Below are 20699 nucleotides of genomic sequence, written 5' to 3'. Positions count from 1 at the left end.
CAAAAAGGGGCTTCTTTTTTAAGAAGAAGATTACTCAACTTCTACAGTCAATTTACCTTGAGCAACAGGATGTCCTGGAATGTTGTAGCTAATTTCGAATTTTGCACCTTCACTTACAGTAGCTACACCAATAGAGGATGCCTTAACATTGCTAAGAGCAGTAGTGTTGAAAGTAATTTTTTCGTTCACATTGCTGATGTAAACGATTGGGTCAACAGTAACTGTATCACCATACTGGTCAACAAATTTCAGACCTTGGAACACCTTGTCAATTGTTGTTCCAGCTTTGAAATCAGCTTTTTTAGTTACTGTAATTTCGCTCAGTCCAGCTTGGCCTTTGAAGCCCTTCTCAGTACGAGTTGTTACAGATTTAATAACTGGCTTCTCGTTAGAAACAACCAAAGATTTGCTGAATTGATCGAAAGAAGAGTTCAGGACAGTAACAGTAAAGTTAACAGTAGCTTCTTTCACATCACTTGTGCCGAAGTTATAACCATTGTTTTCAACAACGATTTTGTTATCGGCATTTACAGTAAGACCATCAGTAGAAAGATTTACAACAAATTGAGATTTGTCAAGTTGGTAAGACTCACCATTGTACTTACCAAAAACTTTCACTTCTCTGGAGTGGTTGTAACCATCAAGGTTGCCACCAAACATTTTCGACAGATCATTTACTGTGAAGTCTTTGAGATCTTTCAGTTCAGCTGCAGCAACAGTGAACTCAGATGTAAGTTCAACAGCATCAACACCAGCTTTGTTCTTCAGGGTAACTTTGAAGCGAGCAGTACCTTTAGCAGATGCAACAATCTTAGTGCTATCAGTAATTACATCGCCAGTTCCCAGACCATTAATTGTAAATCCAGCATCGCCACTTACTTTAGTAAGTGTCAGGTCATATTTACTTGCATCAACATCCCATTCACGAGACAGAGTATCATCGATCTTAATTTTGTCAGGTTTTACTTCAAACTCAGCAGTTTGAGCGTCACCTTTCAAAATCTTATTACGATCCACATCTACTTTTTTGATGTAGTTAGGCTTAGGAGCTGCTTGAACTGATACTTGAACAGTAGATTGGCTATTGCTGTTCTTAACGTTAGCAAACAGACTATAAGTGCCTTGTGGTACACCAGTCAAGTCAAGAATAAGAACTGCTTTACCGCCTGTTTCTTTATCAAAATAGAATTTGTTTTCTCCACCAACAGAAGAGTTCAACATGATTCTATTTTTCAAATCGTCATACTTAGTAACTTCGTTACCATTGCCATCCACAGCGGAGAATGGAACTTTAACTTTTTTGTCGCCAGCAGCTACGTTAGATGGAGAAGTCAGGGAAATGCTTTGAACTGCAGATCCTTTGGACACTTCAACATCAAACTTGGTTTGCTTACCAGCAAAAATGGAGTTAAATACAACAGAGTTCGTACCTTCTTGAACAAATCCTTGGGAAGCTGTGTTAGACTCTTTCAGCTTCAGACCAACTTGGTCTTTGTTTTTACCTTGGTCGTTCAGAATGTTTGGTTTGTTCTGATCATCCTTAGCAATATCAAAGATTGCTGGGTTACTAACATAGACACTAAGGTCATTTTTGAGTTTAGTAAGGTTAGTGACCAGGTTACCATATTGGTCTTTTGCTTCAAACAAGAGTGTGTACTCAGTGAAGTTAGAACCAGCAGAGATTGCTTTACCATCTGCATGATACAGCTCTTTCACAGTAACGCTATCTACACGAGATTGAGTACCAACTGCCAATGTTTCATTTACGAAAACATTATTAGTACCGTTAGAGTAAGTTGCGCTAATGTAAACTTGCTCATTGATTTGGTAAGTCAGGTTTGTGCTAGCTGCCAGTGCAATAACCAATTTACCATTAGTTTTGGACTCAACAGAACCTTTGGATGGTTGGAAGTTTACGCTACCACCATAAGTTCTTGTTACATCTTCACTATATTGGTTTGTAACTTTGTAAGAAACTTCAATCTTGTTGCTTTCTACAGTTCCATCATCTTTAGAACCAAGAGCGAATTTATCACCAACAAATTCGATGTTAGCAACTTTCTCATTCTCAGCAGAGAAGGAAGCGGACAGTTCAGCTTCAGTAGCGTCTTTAGCTACTACAGTGTACTCGCCAGTAACCAGCTTAGTGTTCAGTTCCAGCTTAGCTACTTTTTTGTCTTCGGAGTAGGTTACTTTGTCAACAGTTACAGGAGTAACGCCACGTTTCAGCTCGAACTTAGCTTTGTCAGTAGCGATCTCTTTGTTGAAAGTAACAGTTACTTCTTTAACAGCTGTAGGAGCAACGGAGATCGCAGGAGCTACAACTTCGTAGCCTGGCAGACCCAGTTTAGTTCCCAGCTTTTGACCGTCAACCTCTTTGTCAAGAGCAGTTGTGATGATGTCATAAGTAACACCACGAACAGCTTTTTCATCCAGGTTCAGCTTGTCGTCGATGATACCAGCAGCAATTGCCAGTTCGCCGATTTTGCTGTAGTCAGAAGTGTCTACACCCAGAGCGCGCAGGATAACTGTTGCGAACTCTTTGTAAGTGATTTCGTTGTCGAAACCAAAGTTCGTAGCGGAGTTACCTTGCATGAAGTTGTTTTCTTTAGCCCAGGAAATGTATCCGTCGTAGAAAGTTCCACGAACGTCAGTGAAAGTATGGGATTTCACAGTTTCTTTTGCCTCAGTCTCTTTACCAGCAAGACGGGACATCAGAACTGCTACGTCCTGGCGCAGCCAGTTAGCGTCTTCCAGAAGGTCACCGTTTTGGTTCCCCTTGATAACGCCCAGACCTTGAAGTTTAGTACCAGATTCAGATGCTGCAGCTGCTACGGCTGAAAACATAGAGAACACCATAGCGATGGCTACAAGCAAAGATAAACTTTTCTTCATAACCTTTTTTTCTCCTCCTCTAAAATGCTTCGGTTGTTGAGAGTGTTGATAATTGCTTAATGAATGGCTCGTTTCCCTCATCGGCCGATTCACCCCCTTCCCAGAGTAGAGCGCGTTGATATTAAATAATGTCTGCTGCATGTCTAACCCTTGTAATAACATGTCGCAGAAACTCGTAAACTCAAGAAGAAAAATATGGTAGAATCGCTAGATCACTATAACATTATACAATGGCTAATATCCAGCGTAAAGCACAATTTTCTTCATCCGCCCAGTGCCAAAGCCTGCTCTGGCGATGTCGATTAGTTCGTTGCTTCGTTTCTACATGTAATTAAACGCACCGTTTCGCAAAAAGTTGCGATCCCTTGAAAAAATTTTTAATTTTTTTCTCGCCGCTTCTTATGTATACCAAACGCTGCACAGATAGCAGTAAGGGAACCAACAGAAGTAAGTATAACCTGATTATGCTGCGCCGTCGACGCTAAACATTTTCCATGGAGATTGTTTCATGCTGTCGAAGCCTGTCTTCTCTATTGCTAGCTTGACCTATTCATCATAGAGTTGACATCATTATTATATTATACCCCAACTGCGCTATAAATTGCAAAGAAAACGGAGCGAGCGTGCTCGCTCCGCTTCTCTGCCAAACAATCATTACTGGGTCAGTATCTTAGGCAACTTCCTCTGATCTGCCATAACCTTGCTAATGATGATGGCTGCATCGCTGCGCAGCAGGCGAGCTCTCGGCTGGAATACATTCCCCCGCTTCGGATCATTCACGTCCACTGGCGAGCCTTGAATGAAGCCCTTCTTCTGTATGGCCAGAATGGAGGGAGCCGCATAATAGTCGATCGTGCCTTCGTCCTTAAATGCCTTTTGCAGTGCTGTCTTCACCTTGCTGGCGCTGGTCTCCAGCTTCAGGTTCAATGCCTTCGCTAGCATTACGGCCGCATCCTGGCGAATCAAGGAGTTCTCAGGATCAAACACACGCGGCTGGGTGCCGCGCACAATGCCTACTCGCGCAGCCGTCTCTACATAGCGGTAATCCCATATCGATTCCATATTGATCGCATTGCCGAGATTCGGGACGTCGACGAAGTGCGTATTGCCGTCATAGCTTAATTGAATCTCAAGCGCTCTAACCAGCATCCGAGCGAACTCTGCACGAGTAACATATTGATCTGTACCGAACGCTCCACTTGGATCGATCGCATTCATTACGCCCTTGGCGTAGATCGCCTCCATCGACTCTCTTCCATAAGGATGATCCGTAATGTCATTGAAGCCATAGGACAGCTTCGCAACAACATAGTAGCCGAATTTATCAAATGGAACCTTGATTGTGTTCTTCTTCTCGTCTACAACTCCGCCGATATTTTCCCACTGCTGTGTGAAATAATCGAAGCGGAAGACCGTGACGAGCACACCTGCGCTTTGGCGCATGCTGGCATCATAAGACAGAGTCAACGTACCCCGCTTGGACGGGATCAGCTCTCGTGTATTCGGACGATTGAAATAGTACGGCTTAGACTCGCCCTCGATGACCGAGAACGGGAACGGATCAAAGCCCGAGGTCACGGGATCATATACACGATCTGTAAGCGGATCATCGGCCTGACCGGAATCGATCCAATAGACAGGACTAGCCTTCAGGAAACGCTGCGGGAAGCTGGCTGAGAACAGGATTTTACCAAGTGACAGATCCAGGTCATAGTTGGCCGGTACCGTCTCATAGTCATGGCGATCGACTACGCCGTCCTCAGGGTTCGCAATAGCGAAGAGCAGATTATTTCCTTCATATACTTGTCCCTTCAAATTTTCGGGCAGGTTGTAGTCCGGTCGTATCAGATTGGTGCCTTTAGGAAAGACCAGTGACAGCTTGCTGTCGAACACCTTGTGCGACGATTTCATCTTCTCCATGATCTGTCCACCCGGAATATTCTCGGGGACATACTTTACATTGAAGAAATCCGTTATCTTATCCTTGCCGCGAGTGATAACAATATCAATCTTATTATCCTTATTGCCTGGCTTCAAGCCAGTAACCAGTGCGCTAAATGCCGGGATTAGCGACGGCTCGCCGTTTTGCAATTGATTATAATCTTTAAAGGTGACTTTGCGAGCAGCGACCTTGTTTATCGTTATCGTCTCGGCTCCAGGCGATGTAATAATGACCTCTACGTAGTTCTGGTTAAGAATTCGCTTTTGTGAGATGGGTGCCAGCACAGTATACGGAATCGTAGTAGAGTTAATCTCCAGCCGGTAGCTTGCTCTTGGCCCATTCTCGCCGCTGTTGTAGACAAAGAAATTGTATACGAGCGGGCTGCCATCACTAGGCAAATCACGAGCCGACAGCATGAACGCAAAGCTCTCCTTCTCCAGATCGTACAGCACGGTTACCGTTACCTTATTGTTCTGGTTGTAGCTTATATCCAAGCCAGGGATCAGCTCGTTGTTCCTTGATGGGTCTGTGGATTTAATGACAAAGCTATGATCCAGAGTCCATACAATGTCGCTCTCTCCTGCGGTCGTGATTTTAAGGCGATAGTTCTTGGCCTCGTTAATAGTACGCAGCGAAATCACTTTATTCGTTACACTTTCTGGCGTCTGACCCAGATCGATAAAGTCAAAGGTACCATAAACCTTGGCGCGTGCTTCTTTAGTATTATATACATTGCCTAGAAGCTGAAAATTCGGATCATTAGGCATCGGATCATTGTAATTAGCGGAATAAGGGAACACGCCCTCCGTATTGTCCGCTGGAATAACCGGCAGGTTCGTCGGGATGAGCGTTACCTTGATGTCGCGCTGGTAATTGTTTTTGCTCGTGCGGAACACCAGCCGGATATTGTTGTCTCCCGATTTGTACAGAGCCGCATAGGCCGCTTGTTCAGCATCTGAAATCCCGTCCTGATTCTCCCCGGCTCCCTTCAGCCTGAACACGGATCGATCTGTGTTATTATTCCGCACGTCCATCTCTAGCGGAAGCTCTGTATTGTTAATATAGAAGAATACCGTTTGCGGCAGCTTGGTGTTATTCGCCCCGTCTTCTGGAGCATACCGAATATCATTGGCATTCGCGATGTTCTGCAGCTCTCCCTTGAACCCGGAGAACTCCTGCCTGAGCAGCAGCCTGAGCACATCATCTGCCTGCACTGTCGTATCGAGCTTGATCTGCATGCCGTCATACAACGTATCAAATTTTGCGTAGGGACCGTACAGCAGGGTAAGCGGTACTGACGTTTCGTCTGTAGCTGCCGTATTCGGAGCATTAAGCGCAAACCTGAGTACCTGTTTCCCTGCCGATGGAAGCTTCTTAATCTCTACGAAGACACGCGCATACTGTGTCTCTACACCATCGACATTCTTCATCGTGAAATAATGTACTTCACGCTGCACATAGCTGTATTTAATAGTAGAAGCGGTGTCTTGCCCCGTAGAATCCCCTGCAGATGACGGATGTATCTTCCCTGTAGAGTCGGTGATGCTGTTGATCTTCACAATATTATTAAAGCCACCACCCAATGAACCAGGGTTGCCGATTAATATTTCTACCCCCATAGGCAAGGAGAAGATATCAGCATTGGCCATATCGGAGCTCTGCATCCCTTCAAGCTGGGCATCCGTTGTTCCGCTGCTGTAGCCTGGCAAATATCTGATCTGATCGATAAATGCCAGTCCTTTATTTCGCAGCTTGAAAGAATACAGCTCTGAAGCATCCGTGCCTGCCGGCACCTTGACAAAGTTCAATCCTTGGAACTGTAGATATTGAATCTGGTCAAACGGGATTGCACTGCCGATCGTCCCAATAGGAAGCTCATACAGCAAGGTCATAAACTTGGTTGTAGGTGTCGGATTATAACCCTCCTCATGGGTAATCGAGGTTAATGGAATATCGATATAGCTTCCATTGATCGATGTTCTGTATTGCAATTTCGCCTCTTGAATCGAAGGCTTATGCGTAGCTGTGGTGGTGTCATAGGATAATGGGACGATAACCTTACCCTTCAAGGTGAGTGGAGCTCCATTATCCACCGAAAAGTTCGGATTGCTCTCCAGTGAAGCTGAATTCGTCCCATCCGTCAGATTCATATCATAAAAGGTAATTTGCCCGTTGTAGAAAGCGAGATCGCGCACAGTCTCCACAATCTGATTGTTATTGTACACTCGAATGGTGACGGTGTTCTTACCCTTCTTAATATTCACAGGGGAGGCGATGAAGCTCCAGTTCATCGTACTATTAACCGAATAGGTATAGCTCTTGCCGTTGACAATAACGGTTACCTTGTCCGCATTCGGAGCACGCCCGCTAATGCTAATATCTGCTGCTGGCTTGCCTTGAGAAGGCGTAGAGTGAATAACAGTTGTCCCTTCCTCCAGTATCTCATATTGCAGACCGTCGAGGCTGGCTACGAGATTGTAGAGTGTCGGGCTATTACGATATTCAATATAAATCGAATCGGAAACGTCCGCATTGCCTTGTGTCCCCTTGAACGTAATCTTGTTCAGTCCGGGGAAGAGCTGCACATTGTACACGGTGATGGAGTTGCCGCTAAGCGTAATGTTTGCGGTCTGATTTTCATTGGAATTGGAAATCTTCTCCGTCTCACCGCTCAGATTGATCTGATACACACTGTATGAGATCGTGCTGCCGATTACGTTGTTGATGGTTCCCGTCAATGTCACACGCTCATTCGTCGTAATCCGTGCAGAGCTTGCAGAATACTGCTCATTCACAAACGTAAAGTTATTGGCCCCCGCTGCGTGCACCACTGGAGCAGCGGACGGTGGCAATAGCGTAATTAGCAGCGCTAGCATCAATAAAATCGATAAAGCCTTTTTCAAAAGAATGTCCTCCCTGTCTCAATTTTTCTGCATCTTGCGATTCTTCCTCAAGGCAGATAGCTATAGGTTTGTTATCGGCTCAGAGCGAGCAAATGTGAAGGGAAAATCCATAACTTTATTACAGACAAAACAAATAAAAAACGCCCGCGATCATCCTTCCTCCCGGAAGAATGATTACAGGCGGTGCTTCAACGAGTATGAAGCTATTTATTTCGAGCGGGACTGTGTGTCAGCCCTCAAGAACGTCCGCTGAATAAAGTTAATAACAGGTCTCCTCGACTTGTCAACGATCCCGATCAGCTCCGCGCCAATCTGCAAGCCAAACATCAGCACGCACACGACGACGAAGGTCACCCAGTTCGCTGCATCCGAACGAATGACAGCCGCTTGAACAATGGCACAGGCTCCGAAAAAAGCAGCAATCGCATAAATGATAAGCACTGTCTTGCGATGACTGAAGCCTAGCTCGCGCAAGCAATGATGCAGATGCCCCTTGTCAGGTGCAAAGATCGGCTTCCGGTTGATTAAGCGGCGCACGATAGCGAAGAAGGTGTCTGACAGCGGCACGCCAATGATAAGCAACGGCGTGACGAACGAGACGATAGTTACCTGCTTGAACGCCAGCATCGACATCATCGCGAGGCTGAAGCCCAGGAACAGCGAGCCAGAGTCGCCCATAAATATTTTGGCGGGGTGAAAGTTGAAAAATAAAAATCCGATAATGCCGCCAAGCAGCAGCGCACTCATCAATATAATCGGCTCAAAGCCCATCAACGAGGCCATCACCAGGATGGTGCCGATCGCAATACCGGATACGCCCGAAGCAAGCCCATCCAGGCCGTCAATCAGATTGATTGCATTCGTCACACCGACGATCCAGAAGATGGTCAACGGGATGCTGATCCACTCTGTAATGAATTGCATGGATTCGCCAAAGGGAATATTGACAAAATTTATCTTCACATCGAAGCCGAAGACGACGATACAAGCCGCTGTAAGCTGGCCAACGAGCTTAACTTTTGCAGACAGCTCGAAACGGTCGTCCAGCGCGCCAATTAACACAATCAGCGTACCGCCTGCAAGCATCGCCCGCACCAGGTTCATATCCGAATTATCGAACAATCCGTCCGGAACAAAAGGCAGCAAAATCAGCAAGCCTGCAGCAAAGGCAACATAGATCGCCAGACCGCCCAATCTTGGCATAATGCGGGTATGCACCTTGCGGTAATTGGGCTTGTCAATCGCCCCGACTGCAAAGGCAAATTTCTTGACTAATGGAGTAAGAACAAGCGCAAGTACAAGTGCAATGACAAAGCCTGAAATATAAAGAAAGCTCACTGACATTTTCCAACTCTCCTTTTGTCTCTACCGGATTGAATTATACCCCGATTGAAAAAGAAACTCCACTGCCGTTTTCACGCAAGTTGTGCGATTTTCAGCGTTTTTCACGAAGTTGGCTAACGTTTTGTGACGTTTTCTTTCTCTCGCACCACTTTGACCATGAATTGCGGCAAGGCAAGCATCCTTTTGTATCTCTTGGGCTCCTGCAATAACCTGTAGAACCACTCCAGACGCAGCTTCTGGAAGAGGATTGGCGCTCTCTTCAGCCGTCCCGCGATAATATCGAAGCTCCCCCCGACACCCATAACCAACGGAACCCCTAATTCATGCTTATACTTATAAATCCATGGCTCCTGATTATTGGCGGCGCGGGCAACAAAGAGTAGGTCGGGTGCAGCTTGTCTGATCTTCTGAATGACCTGGGCATCCTCTGCATCGCTAAAGTAGCCATGATGGAAGCCAACCAGCTCCACGAGCGGAAACTTCTGTTGCAGCCGCGCAGCAGCCTCGGAGATAATCTCCTGAGAAGTGCCAAGCAGGTACACCTTCCAACGCTTCTGCTCTCCCACCTGCATCAGCCGATGCAGCAGGTCAAAGCCAGCCACCCGTTCCTTGACAGGCATTCCAACGTAGTTAGCTGCCCAGACGACGCCGGCTCCATCAGGAACGATCAGCTCCGCCTCCTTCATGACTTGACCATATTTCGGGTCTTCAAGGGCTGCCATTACCATGATGGGGTTCGCTGTGATGACTTGGGTCGTCTGGCGAAGCTCTATTGCCCTAGTTAAATGGTGTACTGTCTCATCCATACTCATTCGTGAGAACGGCAGTCCAAATATTGGGACAACAGGGATGGTCTCGCTCGCCTGATGCGACGCCGGTTGTACCTCTTGCTGGCGGGAATTGGAGCTAGAATTCATGCTGCTTCGTCACCTCTTTATCAATTGACGCAAAAAATGAACTATGTGTTGCGCCGGCTGGCGCGATTGCTGTTTCAATTTGTCAATTATATCATTATTATCTGCAAGCCATCCAGCACGATTTTTGAGCAGCTCTCCTGCTGCCGCTGCCAAGGCAGATGGCTCAAGACGCTCGGTCGTTCCAATAGCCGATTGCTGCAGGCGATGAAGAAACTGATCAATCTTCGGATCATAGGAGATTCCCAGCAACGGCACCTTAGTGTTGGCAGCATAGATGAGCGCATGCAGCCTCATGCCTATAAGCAGATCACAACGGCTAACCTGCAGCAGCATCTGCTGCGGATCATCGCCAGCATCGATGATCTCAGCGGAGCTGCCTGTCAGCTCTCCAAGCCGCTCCAGGACATACTGTGACGCTTCGATATCATCCGGTGTGTGAAAGGGAAGAAAGCGAAGGCGCACATCTCGCTCCGAGGCAAGCTGTGACAAGCCTGATGCGACCGCATCCATATCGGCACGGTCTTTGCGCCAATACCGGAGCGAAACGCCGACGATCGGCCGCTCATCCTTACTCGCTTCTTCTTTGCCAGCAACAGGAAGCGGCAGTCCCATCACCGGGTCCGGCACGACCTCGATTCGATCTCGCGCAACACCGATCCGGGCGAGCAGCTCTGCCGATTCGGGATCGCGAACCGATACGTACCGGCTATGGCGCATTGCACTGCGGATGAGCGGATTCATCCATCCACGGTGCAACGGCCCTATACCTTGAGAATAGATAAAGGTTGGCTTGCCCAGCCATTGGGCAAGCTTGATAACGCCTGTGTAATAAGGAATCGTCTTGGCACTGGTCGCGTCCTGCAGCAGACTGCCGCCTCCACTGATCAGACCGTCGCAGTCTCTCAAGGCTGCCAGAACAGACTGCGGGCGCATCCGGTGCACTGCCTCGACCCCATACATGCGAGCGGTCCATTCCGGGTCAATCGACAGCACGACAGGTGTAATGACGATCCCCTGCTCCTTGGCAGACAGCTCCAGAGCGAGCAGGATCGACTTCAACACGGCCTCATCTCCGCTGTTGTGGAAGCCATAATAACCGGAGATGGCTATTCGAAAGCTTTGCCCGCTTTGATCAGTTTTGGTGACCATCTACGCCATGCCCCTTCCGCGAGCTGCCATACGCCAATTGCAGCCAAGCCGATAATCGCGCCAATTCCCAATCCCAGAGCAACCCGAATCGCTGAAATATACAGCGGCGTATGAATATGCGCGAATGTGTCCAGCATCGACAGTTGACCAATCGACGCGATAATAAATACGATCCAAGCTGCACGATAACGGAGCGCAAGGTACAGCCCCAGCAGGAATAACGGATGGGCAAATAAGAACTCTTTGAACCGAGGACGAACGCCAATCGTCGTCTCCAGCAGATTGCGTACTATAATTTCAAGGCCGGAGGCTTGTCCTGAATTGCCGGTTCTCGACATGTAGTACATCCCCACAACGCCAAGGACAGCAGCGACCACAACCCAGAGAACGGTCACTTGCAAGGACAACAGCTTACGCAGATTGGCCCAGACCGACTGCGTGCCCGTGTACAGGAACAGATATAGAGTGACGAGAACAATCGGCGCAAGATGAAGCAGGCTGACGCCGCGGAATTGCTCAAGCACCAGGCTGTACGTAATATTGTTCAGCATAGCCACGAGCAGCGGGACACCGACTAACGAGATGATAGCTGTGGACACATACAGCCCGAGAGCCATCGTTAAGCGTCTGGCCGGGCGCTGGCTTTTGAATACCCACTGACCGCCAAACAGCGCTTCGCTGCTCTCGCTTTTGCCTCGCCATGGCCCGCCAACAAACCGTTGATCTCCCTCTGTATGCAGACGGATGCGTCCAAGCGCCCAGATGAGTGCCAGAGTCGGAGCGGCAATCGATGCGCCAAGCGCCAGCCCCTGCTCCAATACGGCGTGCGACAGCACGAACAAGCCTGCGCTTCCGATTAACCCGATCACGAAGGACGGAAGCAACAGTACAGGAATAAACGTGCCTATTAGCAATGCGATAATCGCTACTGACGCAACGGCTGCGATTGCCTTGAGCGGCTTCACCCAGCCTTGCGGCTGCTCATGCGTGAATGCTTTGGCGACACCATTGGGAAAGCCCTGCTGACTTAGCTGCTCCACCGCGCCCATCGTATCCTCGTCTCCCTTGAGCGCCAGATACATATTGTCCAGTGAATGGATAATCGCTGCCTTGTCTATACTTCGCAGCACCTGTCCATTGATATAGAACATGCGAATATTTCGATCCTTAGCCGCAAGCAGGAAGCGATCCGCAATCACATCTGGCGTCAAATTCATCGCATCCGCGTCGGACAGAGAATAGAGACGCGCTACATTGTAATCTGTCAGGTTAGCGAGCAGGTTGATCCCTTTCTGCGGCACCTTCAAGTTCTCAATCGTCGCGATGCCTATGCCATACTGATTCAGCAATTCGGCGAATGCATTGATCGTCTTGTCCTCCGCATGGTCCTCATACCCTGGCACAGCCGTTCCATCGAACAGGAGGCGCGTCACACCCAGTTCACTGAACTCCTTGAGCATGCGTCCCATCATCTCTTCATCATAAGGACGGGTACGGTCAGACAGGCGCGGCAGCAGGTTAAAACCTCTGTCCTTGAGCATCTGCATGGCGATCGGGTCCGGCGGCAGCCGCTTGACTACAGCATTCTCCACCGGGGTCTCGATAATAAGACCCTCCCTCCCATCAAAGCTCCACGGTCTGACCACAATGCCAGAGCGTTCAAACACATAGTCAATCATAGGAGTCAATGCTGTCGCCATCTCTTGATCGGCAAACAGTACATAAGCATAGTTCTCATTAAATGAGATAGCCTTGTTCTGCAGCATGGCTACTTGAGACGAGTTGTAGACCGTCAAATGCTTGGCCAGGCTCAGCTCGTCCAATGTGCTCTCGAACAACGCCATCGTCCCGATCCCCGCAGCCTTCATCTCGTCCAACTGCTGAGAGGTGAATCCCTTCGGGTCAGACTGGTAAGCCGCAATTTGCAGCAAATCCTTATAATTGAACACAAACTCTACCTCGTTGGCCGTATCCTCCATCTGCGCGCGCAGAAAGGCGATCGGCATAGCCGCCAGTACACCGGCGATAACAATGAGCCATAACCATTTTCTTGCCTTGCGATTCCATTGATGCAGCATTTGAAACACAACTTCCACTCCTTAAGCTAGGGAATCAACTCTTTGCATGACCTGCTCCAACAACTGGTTCAAGGAAGCGGATGCTTCATCAGGGGTAGTACCGCATACAGCAAAATAGATTTTGATCTTCGGCTCCGTACCTGACGGACGCAGGCAGAACCAGGAACCGTCAGCGAGCAAAAACTTTAATACATTCTCAGGTGGAAGGCCATCCAGCCCCGGCAAATAATCAAGCACTCGCTCCACCTTTACCCCTGCAATCTGTACTGGCGCGTTAGAACGCCAATCCTCCATAATTGCCGCAATCTTCTGTACGCCATCCACGCCCTTGAGCGTCCGGGACTGCAGAGCCTCCAGATACGTGCCATAGCGCCCGTACAGCTCCAGAAGGACATCATACAGCGTCTTGCCTTGCTGCTTATAATATGCCGCCGCCTCACAGATCAGCATGGAGGCCACCACAGCATCCTTATCTCTGGCATAGGTTCCCGTCAGGTAACCATAGCTTTCCTCATATCCGAACAAAAATGTCCGGTCGCCTGATTTTTCAAATTCGTTTATTTTCTCGCCGATATACTTGAAGCCGGTGAGGGTATTGATCACCTGCGCGCCAAACGACTGGGCAATATCTGCGCCCATCTCGCTTGTGACGATCGTCTTCACAACAACTCCGTTATCCGGCAGCTTGCCCTTCTCCTGCAATTGACTCAGGAGGTAGTACACCATCAAGGCACCGGACTGGTTGCCGGTCAGCACAACATATTCGCCTGCATTATTTTTAACTACCGCTCCCATCCGGTCACAGTCGGGATCAGTGCCAATAATGATGTCTGCTTGGTGCTTATGTGCAAGCTCAATAGCTAGTGTAAATGCCTCTCGCTCCTCCGGGTTGGGAGATTTCACCGTACTGAAATAACCGTCCGGCTGCTCCTGCTCGGCGACGACATGGACGTTGCTGAATCCGGCTGCCGCCAGTACCTGACGCACGGGCATATTGCCCGCTCCATGCAGCGGTGTGTATACAACTTGCAGCGCATCTCCAAGACCGCCGCGCAGCAGCTCCTGATTGACACTCTGGGCAACGACCGTATCAACATAGGCCTGATCCGCATCCTCTCCCAGCCAGCGAATGAGGCCAGCAGCTTCCGCATCCGCCTGCTCCATGCGCCGAATTGCGCCAAAGCCAGCAACGGACTGGATAGCCTCAATGACTTGCTCGGCATCTGCCGGAACGAGCTGACAGCCATCTGCGCCATAAGCCTTGTATCCATTGTACTCGGGCGGGTTATGGCTAGCCGTAACGACAATGCCGCCGCTTGCTCCCAGTTGGCGCACAGCAAAGGAAAGCTGAGGTGTCGGGCGCAGACCCGTGAACAGATAAGTCGTAATGCCATTGGCTGCCAATACACGCGCCGCTTCTAGCGAAAATTCAGGGGATTGATTGCGCGAATCATGAGCGATAACGACCGATGGCTTCTGCTGACGGCTCAGCAGCCAGTTCGCCAATCCTTGCGTCGCCTTTCCGACCGTATAACGGTTCATTCGGTTCGTTCCTGCTCCCATCACGCCGCGCAGCCCGCCTGTGCCGAATTCCAGATCCCGATAGAAGCGATCCTCGATCTCCTTATCCTGCCCGTCCAAACCACGCAATTCGGCTTTAGTCGCCTCATCAATCAACGGATCGTTCATCCAAGTGTGATAACGCTCCAGCGCTTGCTCAAGCTGTGTCATTGTCCCACTCCCTCTGTAGCTGGCCTGTCCACCAGCGCAAACATAATTTCTCCAGATGCAACAACCTTGCCATCGACCGATGCCGTAGCCTTCCCTTTACCTACTGTGCCTTTGAGGCGAATAATCTCTACCTCAAGACGCAGCGTATCCCCTGGTACGACCTGCCCACGGAAACGGAACTCATCTATCCCGGCCAGGAAGCCCAGCTTATGTTGGAATTGCTCCACCTTCAAGATCGCTGCCGCGCCCACCTGGGCAAGCGCCTCCACGATCAGTACTCCCGGCATAACCGGATACCCTGGAAAATGTCCTGCAAAAAAAGGTTCATTATAAGTGACGCATTTGATGCCTACAGCGCGTACCCCTTCCTCCAGTTCAATAATCCGGTCTACAAGCAAAAACGGATGACGATGCGGAATCGTCTCCTGGATCTGTACAATATCCATCATAAGTGTTCGGCTCCTTTTTCCAATTTTTTTATCATCCTATGTAATAAAATGATGCTCATGTAGCAACACTAGTAGTATCCCTTCATGAACTGCAGTCATGAGGGTTAAGATAAGGGGGCAGGGCGAATCGGCACTTGACAGGTGCCTGTTGGCCTTGCTCCTTTCTTGTTTCCTTTCTCTGGCTCTTGACGCGCTTCCCAATTATTATACCTCTCCCCTAACAAAAAAAAAACCACCCCCGCAGGGGGCGGTCTCGCGACTTCGCGCATATCGCCCAAATATCGCCACGTTATGGCTTAATTATTCGACGACAATCTGCACCTTGGCCGACTTATTGCCAAACTTCACGGTCAGCGTGGCCTTGCCTTTGCCCTGGGCGGTTACAACCCCGTGCTTGACATGAGCTACAGTCGAGCGGGACGAGCTCCACACGCCATCGAGCGTCACGGTGCGTTCCGAGTTATCCATGTAGGTTGCCACAGCATCCAACTGTATCGTTTCATCTTGTTTAATCGTAAGCTGGGCAACAGGCTTCTTGCCGCTGTAGATGTCCAGATATTTCAACTGGTCTACATCCACATGAATCGTAATCGTCTTGCCGTTGTATTTTGCCGTCACCTTCGTCTTGCCTGAGGCGACTGCGGTTATTTTGCCCTGCGTGACGGTGGCTACCTTCGAGCTTCCGCTCTTCCATTCCGCCAGCGCTGTCACATCCTTCGTTCGGCCATCCGGCAGCGCCGCTGTCAGCTTGATCTCTTGCGTGATGCCAGATTGCATAGACAGCACCTCTGCATCTGCCTCCAGCTTTTGCACAGCGCCGACCTCAACGGTGATCGTGACGGTCTTGCCGCCGAACTTGGCAATGACATTGGACTTGCCCGCAGCGAGCGCCCGGATCAGACCCGCATTGACATCAACGACCGTCTTCGAGGAGGCTGTCCAGTCCGCCTCGCTAGTGACGTCCGTCTTGGCGCCCAGACTATCTACAGATGTCAGGGTAATCTGCTTGGTCTCATTCAACTCCAGCGTGACCCCATAGATGTCTGCCGTCAGCTTGTCCGACACATCCACCTCAACGGTAACTGTGACTTTCTCACCGCCAAAAGAAGCGGTAATGACCGTTGAACCAGAGCTGTTAGCCGTCACTTGCCCCTTATACACCGAAGCAATGTCCGGCTTGGAGGAGCTCCAGTCTGCCAGTGCCGTCACATCCTTGGTCACGGCCCCCTTGTAGTCGGCCGTAAGCGTAATGGCGGCGATGCCGTTTTTGCGAAGCAGCAGCTTCTTGGCGCTTGGCGTCAGCTTCTCGATGACGCCAACCGAGACAACCGTTGTCGCCGTGCGGGCGCCGTACTTCACTGTAATGGTTGCGGTGCCATTCTTTAGACCGGTGATGGTGCCTTTATTCACCTCAGCAACGTCAGCGTTAGAGGAGCTCCATTCCGCCAATGCGGTGATATTATCAACACGGCCGTTTGCATAATTCCCGTTAGCCGTTAAGGACAAGCTATCGCCAACCTGCATGTCGACCGTTGTCTGGCTGATCACGATCTGGTTCGGCACATCCACCCTTACCGTTGCCGTTGCCTGCTTGCCGCCGTAGGACGCTTTAATCACGGTCACACCAGATTTGTACCCTGTTACTTTACCTTTAAGAACATCTGCGATCGCTGTGTTGTCCGAGGACCACTGCGCCTTATCCGTAATTACATCCTGTGTACCGTCCGCGAAGGTTGCCGTCAGCTTCAGTTGCTGTGACTGATTCAATTGCATATCCACAGCATCAACATCCAGATCAAGACGCTTAGGCACCTCCACATCGACCATAACCGTTACGCTCTTGCTGCCATAGGTCGCTGTAATCTCCGCTGTGCCGGACTTTTGGCCGAACACCTCTCCCTTGACCACATAAGCAACCGATTCATCCGATGAGCTCCATTTGGCCTTGTCGGCAATCTGCGCCGTATTACCATCAATATAAGTCAAGGTGAGGCCAAGCTGCTGTGAGGTCCCCACTCTGAGGAATACCTCCTGCTTGCTCACCTCAAGCTTGCGGGAAGCATCGACATGCACAACAATGGTATCCGATTTCGTTCCATAGGTTGCCGTAATGGTAGCCGTCCCGGCCGAGTAAGCCTTGATAACGCCGTTGATTGCATCAGCAACCTTCTCATTGTCACTTGCCCAATCCGCCTTATCCGATACATTCTGCGTAGAGCCGTCAGGATAAGTCGCTGTTACCACTATTTTTTTCTCTTCTTTCACCAACAGATCCAGCTCTGCCAGTTCCATATCAATTCGGCGGGCAAGTTCAACCGATGCCTGCACTGACAGGCTCTGATTGCCCAGCTTCGCCGTTACGATCGCTGTACCTGATTTTTTGCCCGTTACCAAGCCGTTCACTACGGTCGCAACGGAATAGTTGTCTACAGACCAGGCCGCCTTTTTCGTTACGATCTCGCTTGTACCATCCTCGTAGATGGCTGTCAGCTCAATCTGTTGCTCCTTGCCTACACGCAGATCAAAATCGTTCACATCCATCGTCAACGCCTTGACCTTTTTGTTAACTGTGACATTCACAACAACCGTCTTGCCTGAATAGGTGGCCGTAATGACCGCCGTGCCTTCCTTCTTAGCTGTAATCGTCCCCGCATATACGGTTGCGACTTCTGCATTGCCGCTGCTCCAGTCGGTCTTGACCGTCACATCGCTTGTGCTCCCAGTGACATAGATGGCTGTAGCCGTCAGGGAGGCAGTTCCCCCTTCTTCCAGCGAAACTTCATTTTTGCTCAATACGAGCCTAGAAATTTCGGCTTCTGCGGCAACAGAGATGATACTGCTGTGAACCACAAGAAGCACCATCAGGACCAGCGCGACAGCGGAACGGAACCTTCTTGACATCACTTCATTTCCTCCTTGTACAACCTGTATTTCACAACTCAACCTATCTGGGTATGGACTCTACTATTGTTCATCGGCAACGATACCCTAATAATGAAGACGAAACCGCAATTTTCAACTGCATGTTAGACAATACATAAAAAGAAAATCAAAAAAAAGCAGCCTTCCGGCTGCGTGTCCCTCATTGCTTATATGTAGCCCCTACTCCATAACCCTAGCAGTGACAATAGCCCAGGCACCCTCAGCTAGCTAGGAGTCCGAAAAAATCAGATCATACATGTGTCGCCATGTATCCCACTCGAATACATCCGTTTCCGGCCCTTTGCCGAGCACTACATAGCCTGCGTACATGCCAGCTATCAATGCAACGAGCAAAATAAGCGGCACGATGCTCTTGCGCAATATAAACAAGAGTATCCTCACAGCGAGCGGCTTGCGCGGCTTAGCGCCCGACTTGCCCGATTTGGACGTCTGGCTCCCGTTGCCCTCGCTCTGCTCCTCCTGCTCTCTTGCAGCTCGTCGAGGCTCGAAATCATCCTCCGCCTGCGCGGAGCCTCCTCTGCGCTGCCGTACACCTTGGTCTTCTCTACTCATTGTCAATCCATCCAATCTCATCAACCGCGAAGATTATTGGCGAGCCCCATCATCGTATCGCTGGAGGTTAATGCCCGCGCGCTCATTTGATATGCCCGCTGCACGATCATCAGCTCTGTCGTCTCGTCGGTCAAGTTGACATTGGATTGCTCCAAATACCCCTGCATCAAGCTGATTCGATTCGTGTCATTAGGCACAACTGCTCTGACAACCGCCTCTGGCTCCAGCCCGTCCGCCACTACGAACAGATTGTCCGCTACTGGCGTCAGCACGCCCGGCTTCATCACCTGGACGAGGCTCATTCGCCCTAGCGGCACAGCTGTCACGCCATCGCCTGCCACACCCTCGATTTGTCCGTTAGCCGAGACGCGCAGCGTATAGCCGTCTGGAACGCGCACCGGTCCTTCCTCGCCATTGGGCAACTGTGCAATGACAGGATAGCCTTCAGCAGTGGTCAACATAGGCACACCGGCTGCATCCATTCCCATCTTGAATGACCCACTGCGTGTATATGCCCGGTTGCCAGCCGGCGTCTGAATCTGGAACAGGGCATCGCCCTGAATGGCAATGTCATAGACATTATCGGTTGGCTGAATCGGACCCTGCGACAGATCAGGCTGCACCAGCGTAAGACGCGAGCCCCAGCCCTGGTTAAAGCCGAGCGGCGTGAGGCGCGTAGGCTGATCAAAGGCCTGTTCCTGCTGCTTTATATTGGTCAGAAGATCCTCGAAAGAAGCTTCCTTGCGCTTGTAGCCTACCGTATTCACATTGGCAATATTGTCCGCCAGCACATCCAGCTTGCGCTGCATGCCGTTCATCGACACCATCGCATTAATCATCGAACTGTTCATGCCGCGCCTCCTATACTCGTCCTACTTCGTTCACTGCCTTCTCCAAGCTCCGGTCATAATACTGCACAACCTTCTGGTTAGCTTCATATGCCCGAAGCGCCGCCATGATGTCGATCATGGATTGGGAGGGGTCAACATTGGAACGTTCTACATAGCCCTGACGCACCTCGAACCGATCCTGATCATTCACAGGACGAGTCACGTTGCCCTCGCCAACAAGCTGGAATTTGCTGTTGCCTTCGCGCACGAGCTGATTCGGATTCTCGATCCGCGTCAGCAATAGCTGCTCTCCTGTCTCCAGCCCCGTCACGCTGTCAATGAACTGATGATTCGCCCCCAATATCAACTGGTTAATGGCAATATTCGGATCGAATTGAATCGGGTTGTTATCCGCGCCGAGCACGAAGGAGCCGTCTCCTGTTACGAGGAAGCCCTCATTATTGAGCGTAAACTTGCCGTCCCTGGTATAGCGGGTCTCCCCGTTGCGATCCTGCAAAGTGAAGAATACCTGCGGCTGGAAGGTCACCTGTCCGTTCGCATCGACGTATTTGCCCGAGGCGTCGAACGTCATGCCGGGAACGTCAATATCCGAGATAATCGCAAAGTCCGAGGCCCGGTCTGTCGCCGACAGATCGCCTTGAAGGTGAATGGACAAGCTCTCTTCCGCAAACACGCCAGTATTCACAGCTCCAAGGCGTTTACTATGCTCCTCACCCAGACCCGTCAGTTCAATCAGCATCTCAGGGAAAGAACGTGCGATCGCATTGACCTGCTTAAAGCCGGGGGTGTTGAGGTTCGATATGTTATTAGTCACGGTGTCGTGACGACGCTGCTGGGTCACCATGCCCGCCGCTGCGGTATACAGTCCTCTTAGCATAGAAGCTTGTCCTCCTTCAGGTAGTCCCGATAGTCTATACCTTCATGTATCGGATTCCAGGCGCTCAT

The 20699-nt window shown here is 50.0% G+C and carries 12 protein-coding genes; all 12 read right to left on the bottom strand.

Going from position 1 to position 20699, the window contains the following annotated elements:
- Positions 1-30: 30 nt before the first annotated feature.
- The 12 genes from ACY1JZ_RS07230 to ACY1JZ_RS07175 all read right to left on the bottom strand — a co-directional run bounded on the left by ACY1JZ_RS07230 (position 31) and on the right by ACY1JZ_RS07175 (position 20631).
- Entirely contained in the window at positions 31-2976 is a 2946-nt protein-coding gene (locus tag ACY1JZ_RS07230; RefSeq protein WP_462628653.1) for an S-layer homology domain-containing protein, read from the bottom strand.
- Positions 2977-3549: 573 nt separating this feature from the next.
- Positions 3550-7740: an S-layer homology domain-containing protein gene (locus tag ACY1JZ_RS07225; protein WP_462628652.1), complete on the bottom strand. Its 4191-nt coding sequence runs from the start codon at positions 7738-7740 to the stop codon at positions 3550-3552.
- Positions 7741-7947: 207 nt separating this feature from the next.
- Complete coding sequence (locus ACY1JZ_RS07220; protein ID WP_270166261.1) at positions 7948-9084, bottom strand: glycosyltransferase family 4 protein; 1137 nt, start codon at positions 9082-9084, stop codon at positions 7948-7950.
- A 113-nt stretch (positions 9085-9197) separates the two neighbouring features.
- Positions 9198-10001 carry a WecB/TagA/CpsF family glycosyltransferase gene (locus ACY1JZ_RS07215; protein ID WP_500862383.1) on the bottom strand — a complete coding sequence of 268 codons (804 nt, stop codon included), beginning with the start codon at positions 9999-10001 and terminating at the stop codon, positions 9198-9200.
- Between the two features lie 9 nt (positions 10002-10010).
- A complete protein-coding gene (gene csaB, locus ACY1JZ_RS07210; protein WP_462628651.1) occupies positions 10011-11150 on the bottom strand; it encodes a polysaccharide pyruvyl transferase CsaB in 1140 nt (379 codons plus the stop codon).
- Complete coding sequence (locus ACY1JZ_RS07205) at positions 11108-13228, bottom strand: DUF5693 family protein (RefSeq protein WP_462628715.1); 2121 nt, start codon at positions 13226-13228, stop codon at positions 11108-11110. Before ACY1JZ_RS07205 ends, csaB begins: the two co-directional genes overlap by 43 nt.
- 21 nt (positions 13229-13249) lie before the next feature.
- Entirely contained in the window at positions 13250-14959 is a 1710-nt protein-coding gene (locus ACY1JZ_RS07200; protein WP_462628650.1) for a phospho-sugar mutase, read from the bottom strand.
- Positions 14956-15408: a 3-hydroxyacyl-ACP dehydratase FabZ gene (fabZ, locus tag ACY1JZ_RS07195; RefSeq protein WP_270166267.1), complete on the bottom strand. Its 453-nt coding sequence runs from the start codon at positions 15406-15408 to the stop codon at positions 14956-14958. The genes ACY1JZ_RS07200 and fabZ overlap by 4 nt, the downstream gene beginning before the upstream one ends.
- A 300-nt stretch (positions 15409-15708) precedes the next feature.
- Complete coding sequence (locus ACY1JZ_RS07190; RefSeq protein ID WP_462628649.1) at positions 15709-18309, bottom strand: Ig-like domain-containing protein; 2601 nt, start codon at positions 18307-18309, stop codon at positions 15709-15711.
- A 249-nt stretch (positions 18310-18558) separates the two neighbouring features.
- Entirely contained in the window at positions 18559-18903 is a 345-nt protein-coding gene (locus ACY1JZ_RS07185; RefSeq protein ID WP_270166271.1) for a DNA-directed RNA polymerase subunit beta, read from the bottom strand.
- Positions 18904-18923: 20 nt separating this feature from the next.
- A complete protein-coding gene (locus tag ACY1JZ_RS07180) occupies positions 18924-19754 on the bottom strand; it encodes a flagellar hook-basal body protein (RefSeq protein WP_270166272.1) in 831 nt (276 codons plus the stop codon).
- A 10-nt stretch (positions 19755-19764) separates the two neighbouring features.
- The gene (locus ACY1JZ_RS07175; protein WP_270166274.1) at positions 19765-20631 is read right to left on the bottom strand and encodes a flagellar hook-basal body protein; all 867 of its coding nucleotides are present in this window, start codon (positions 20629-20631) and stop codon (positions 19765-19767) included.
- Positions 20632-20699 lie beyond the last annotated feature (68 nt).

Source organism: Paenibacillus sp. J5 (assembly GCF_054955055.1).
This window is presented reverse-complemented; position numbering and strand designations above follow the sequence as displayed.

Bases quoted from the DNA above. Each gene is read 5' to 3' on its own strand.
- ACY1JZ_RS07230 (WP_462628653.1), bottom strand. From the start codon at position 2,976: ATGAGGGAAACGAGCCATTCATTAAGCAATTATCAACACTCTCAACAA.
- ACY1JZ_RS07200 (WP_462628650.1), bottom strand. From the start codon at position 14,959: ATGACACAGCTTGAGCAAGCGCTGGAGCGTTATCACACTTGGATGAAC.
- ACY1JZ_RS07205 (WP_462628715.1), bottom strand. From the start codon at position 13,228: ATGCTGCATCAATGGAATCGCAAGGCAAGAAAATGGTTATGGCTCATT.
- ACY1JZ_RS07180 (WP_270166272.1), bottom strand. From the start codon at position 19,754: ATGAACAGTTCGATGATTAATGCGATGGTGTCGATGAACGGCATGCAG.
- ACY1JZ_RS07220 (WP_270166261.1), bottom strand. From the start codon at position 9,084: ATGTCAGTGAGCTTTCTTTATATTTCAGGCTTTGTCATTGCACTTGTA.
- ACY1JZ_RS07175 (WP_270166274.1), bottom strand. From the start codon at position 20,631: ATGCTAAGAGGACTGTATACCGCAGCGGCGGGCATGGTGACCCAGCAG.
- fabZ (WP_270166267.1), bottom strand. From the start codon at position 15,408: ATGATGGATATTGTACAGATCCAGGAGACGATTCCGCATCGTCATCCG.
- ACY1JZ_RS07185 (WP_270166271.1), bottom strand. From the start codon at position 18,903: ATGAGTAGAGAAGACCAAGGTGTACGGCAGCGCAGAGGAGGCTCCGCG.
- ACY1JZ_RS07215 (WP_500862383.1), bottom strand. From the start codon at position 10,001: ATGAATTCTAGCTCCAATTCCCGCCAGCAAGAGGTACAACCGGCGTCG.
- ACY1JZ_RS07190 (WP_462628649.1), bottom strand. From the start codon at position 18,309: ATGTCAAGAAGGTTCCGTTCCGCTGTCGCGCTGGTCCTGATGGTGCTT.
- csaB (WP_462628651.1), bottom strand. From the start codon at position 11,150: ATGGTCACCAAAACTGATCAAAGCGGGCAAAGCTTTCGAATAGCCATC.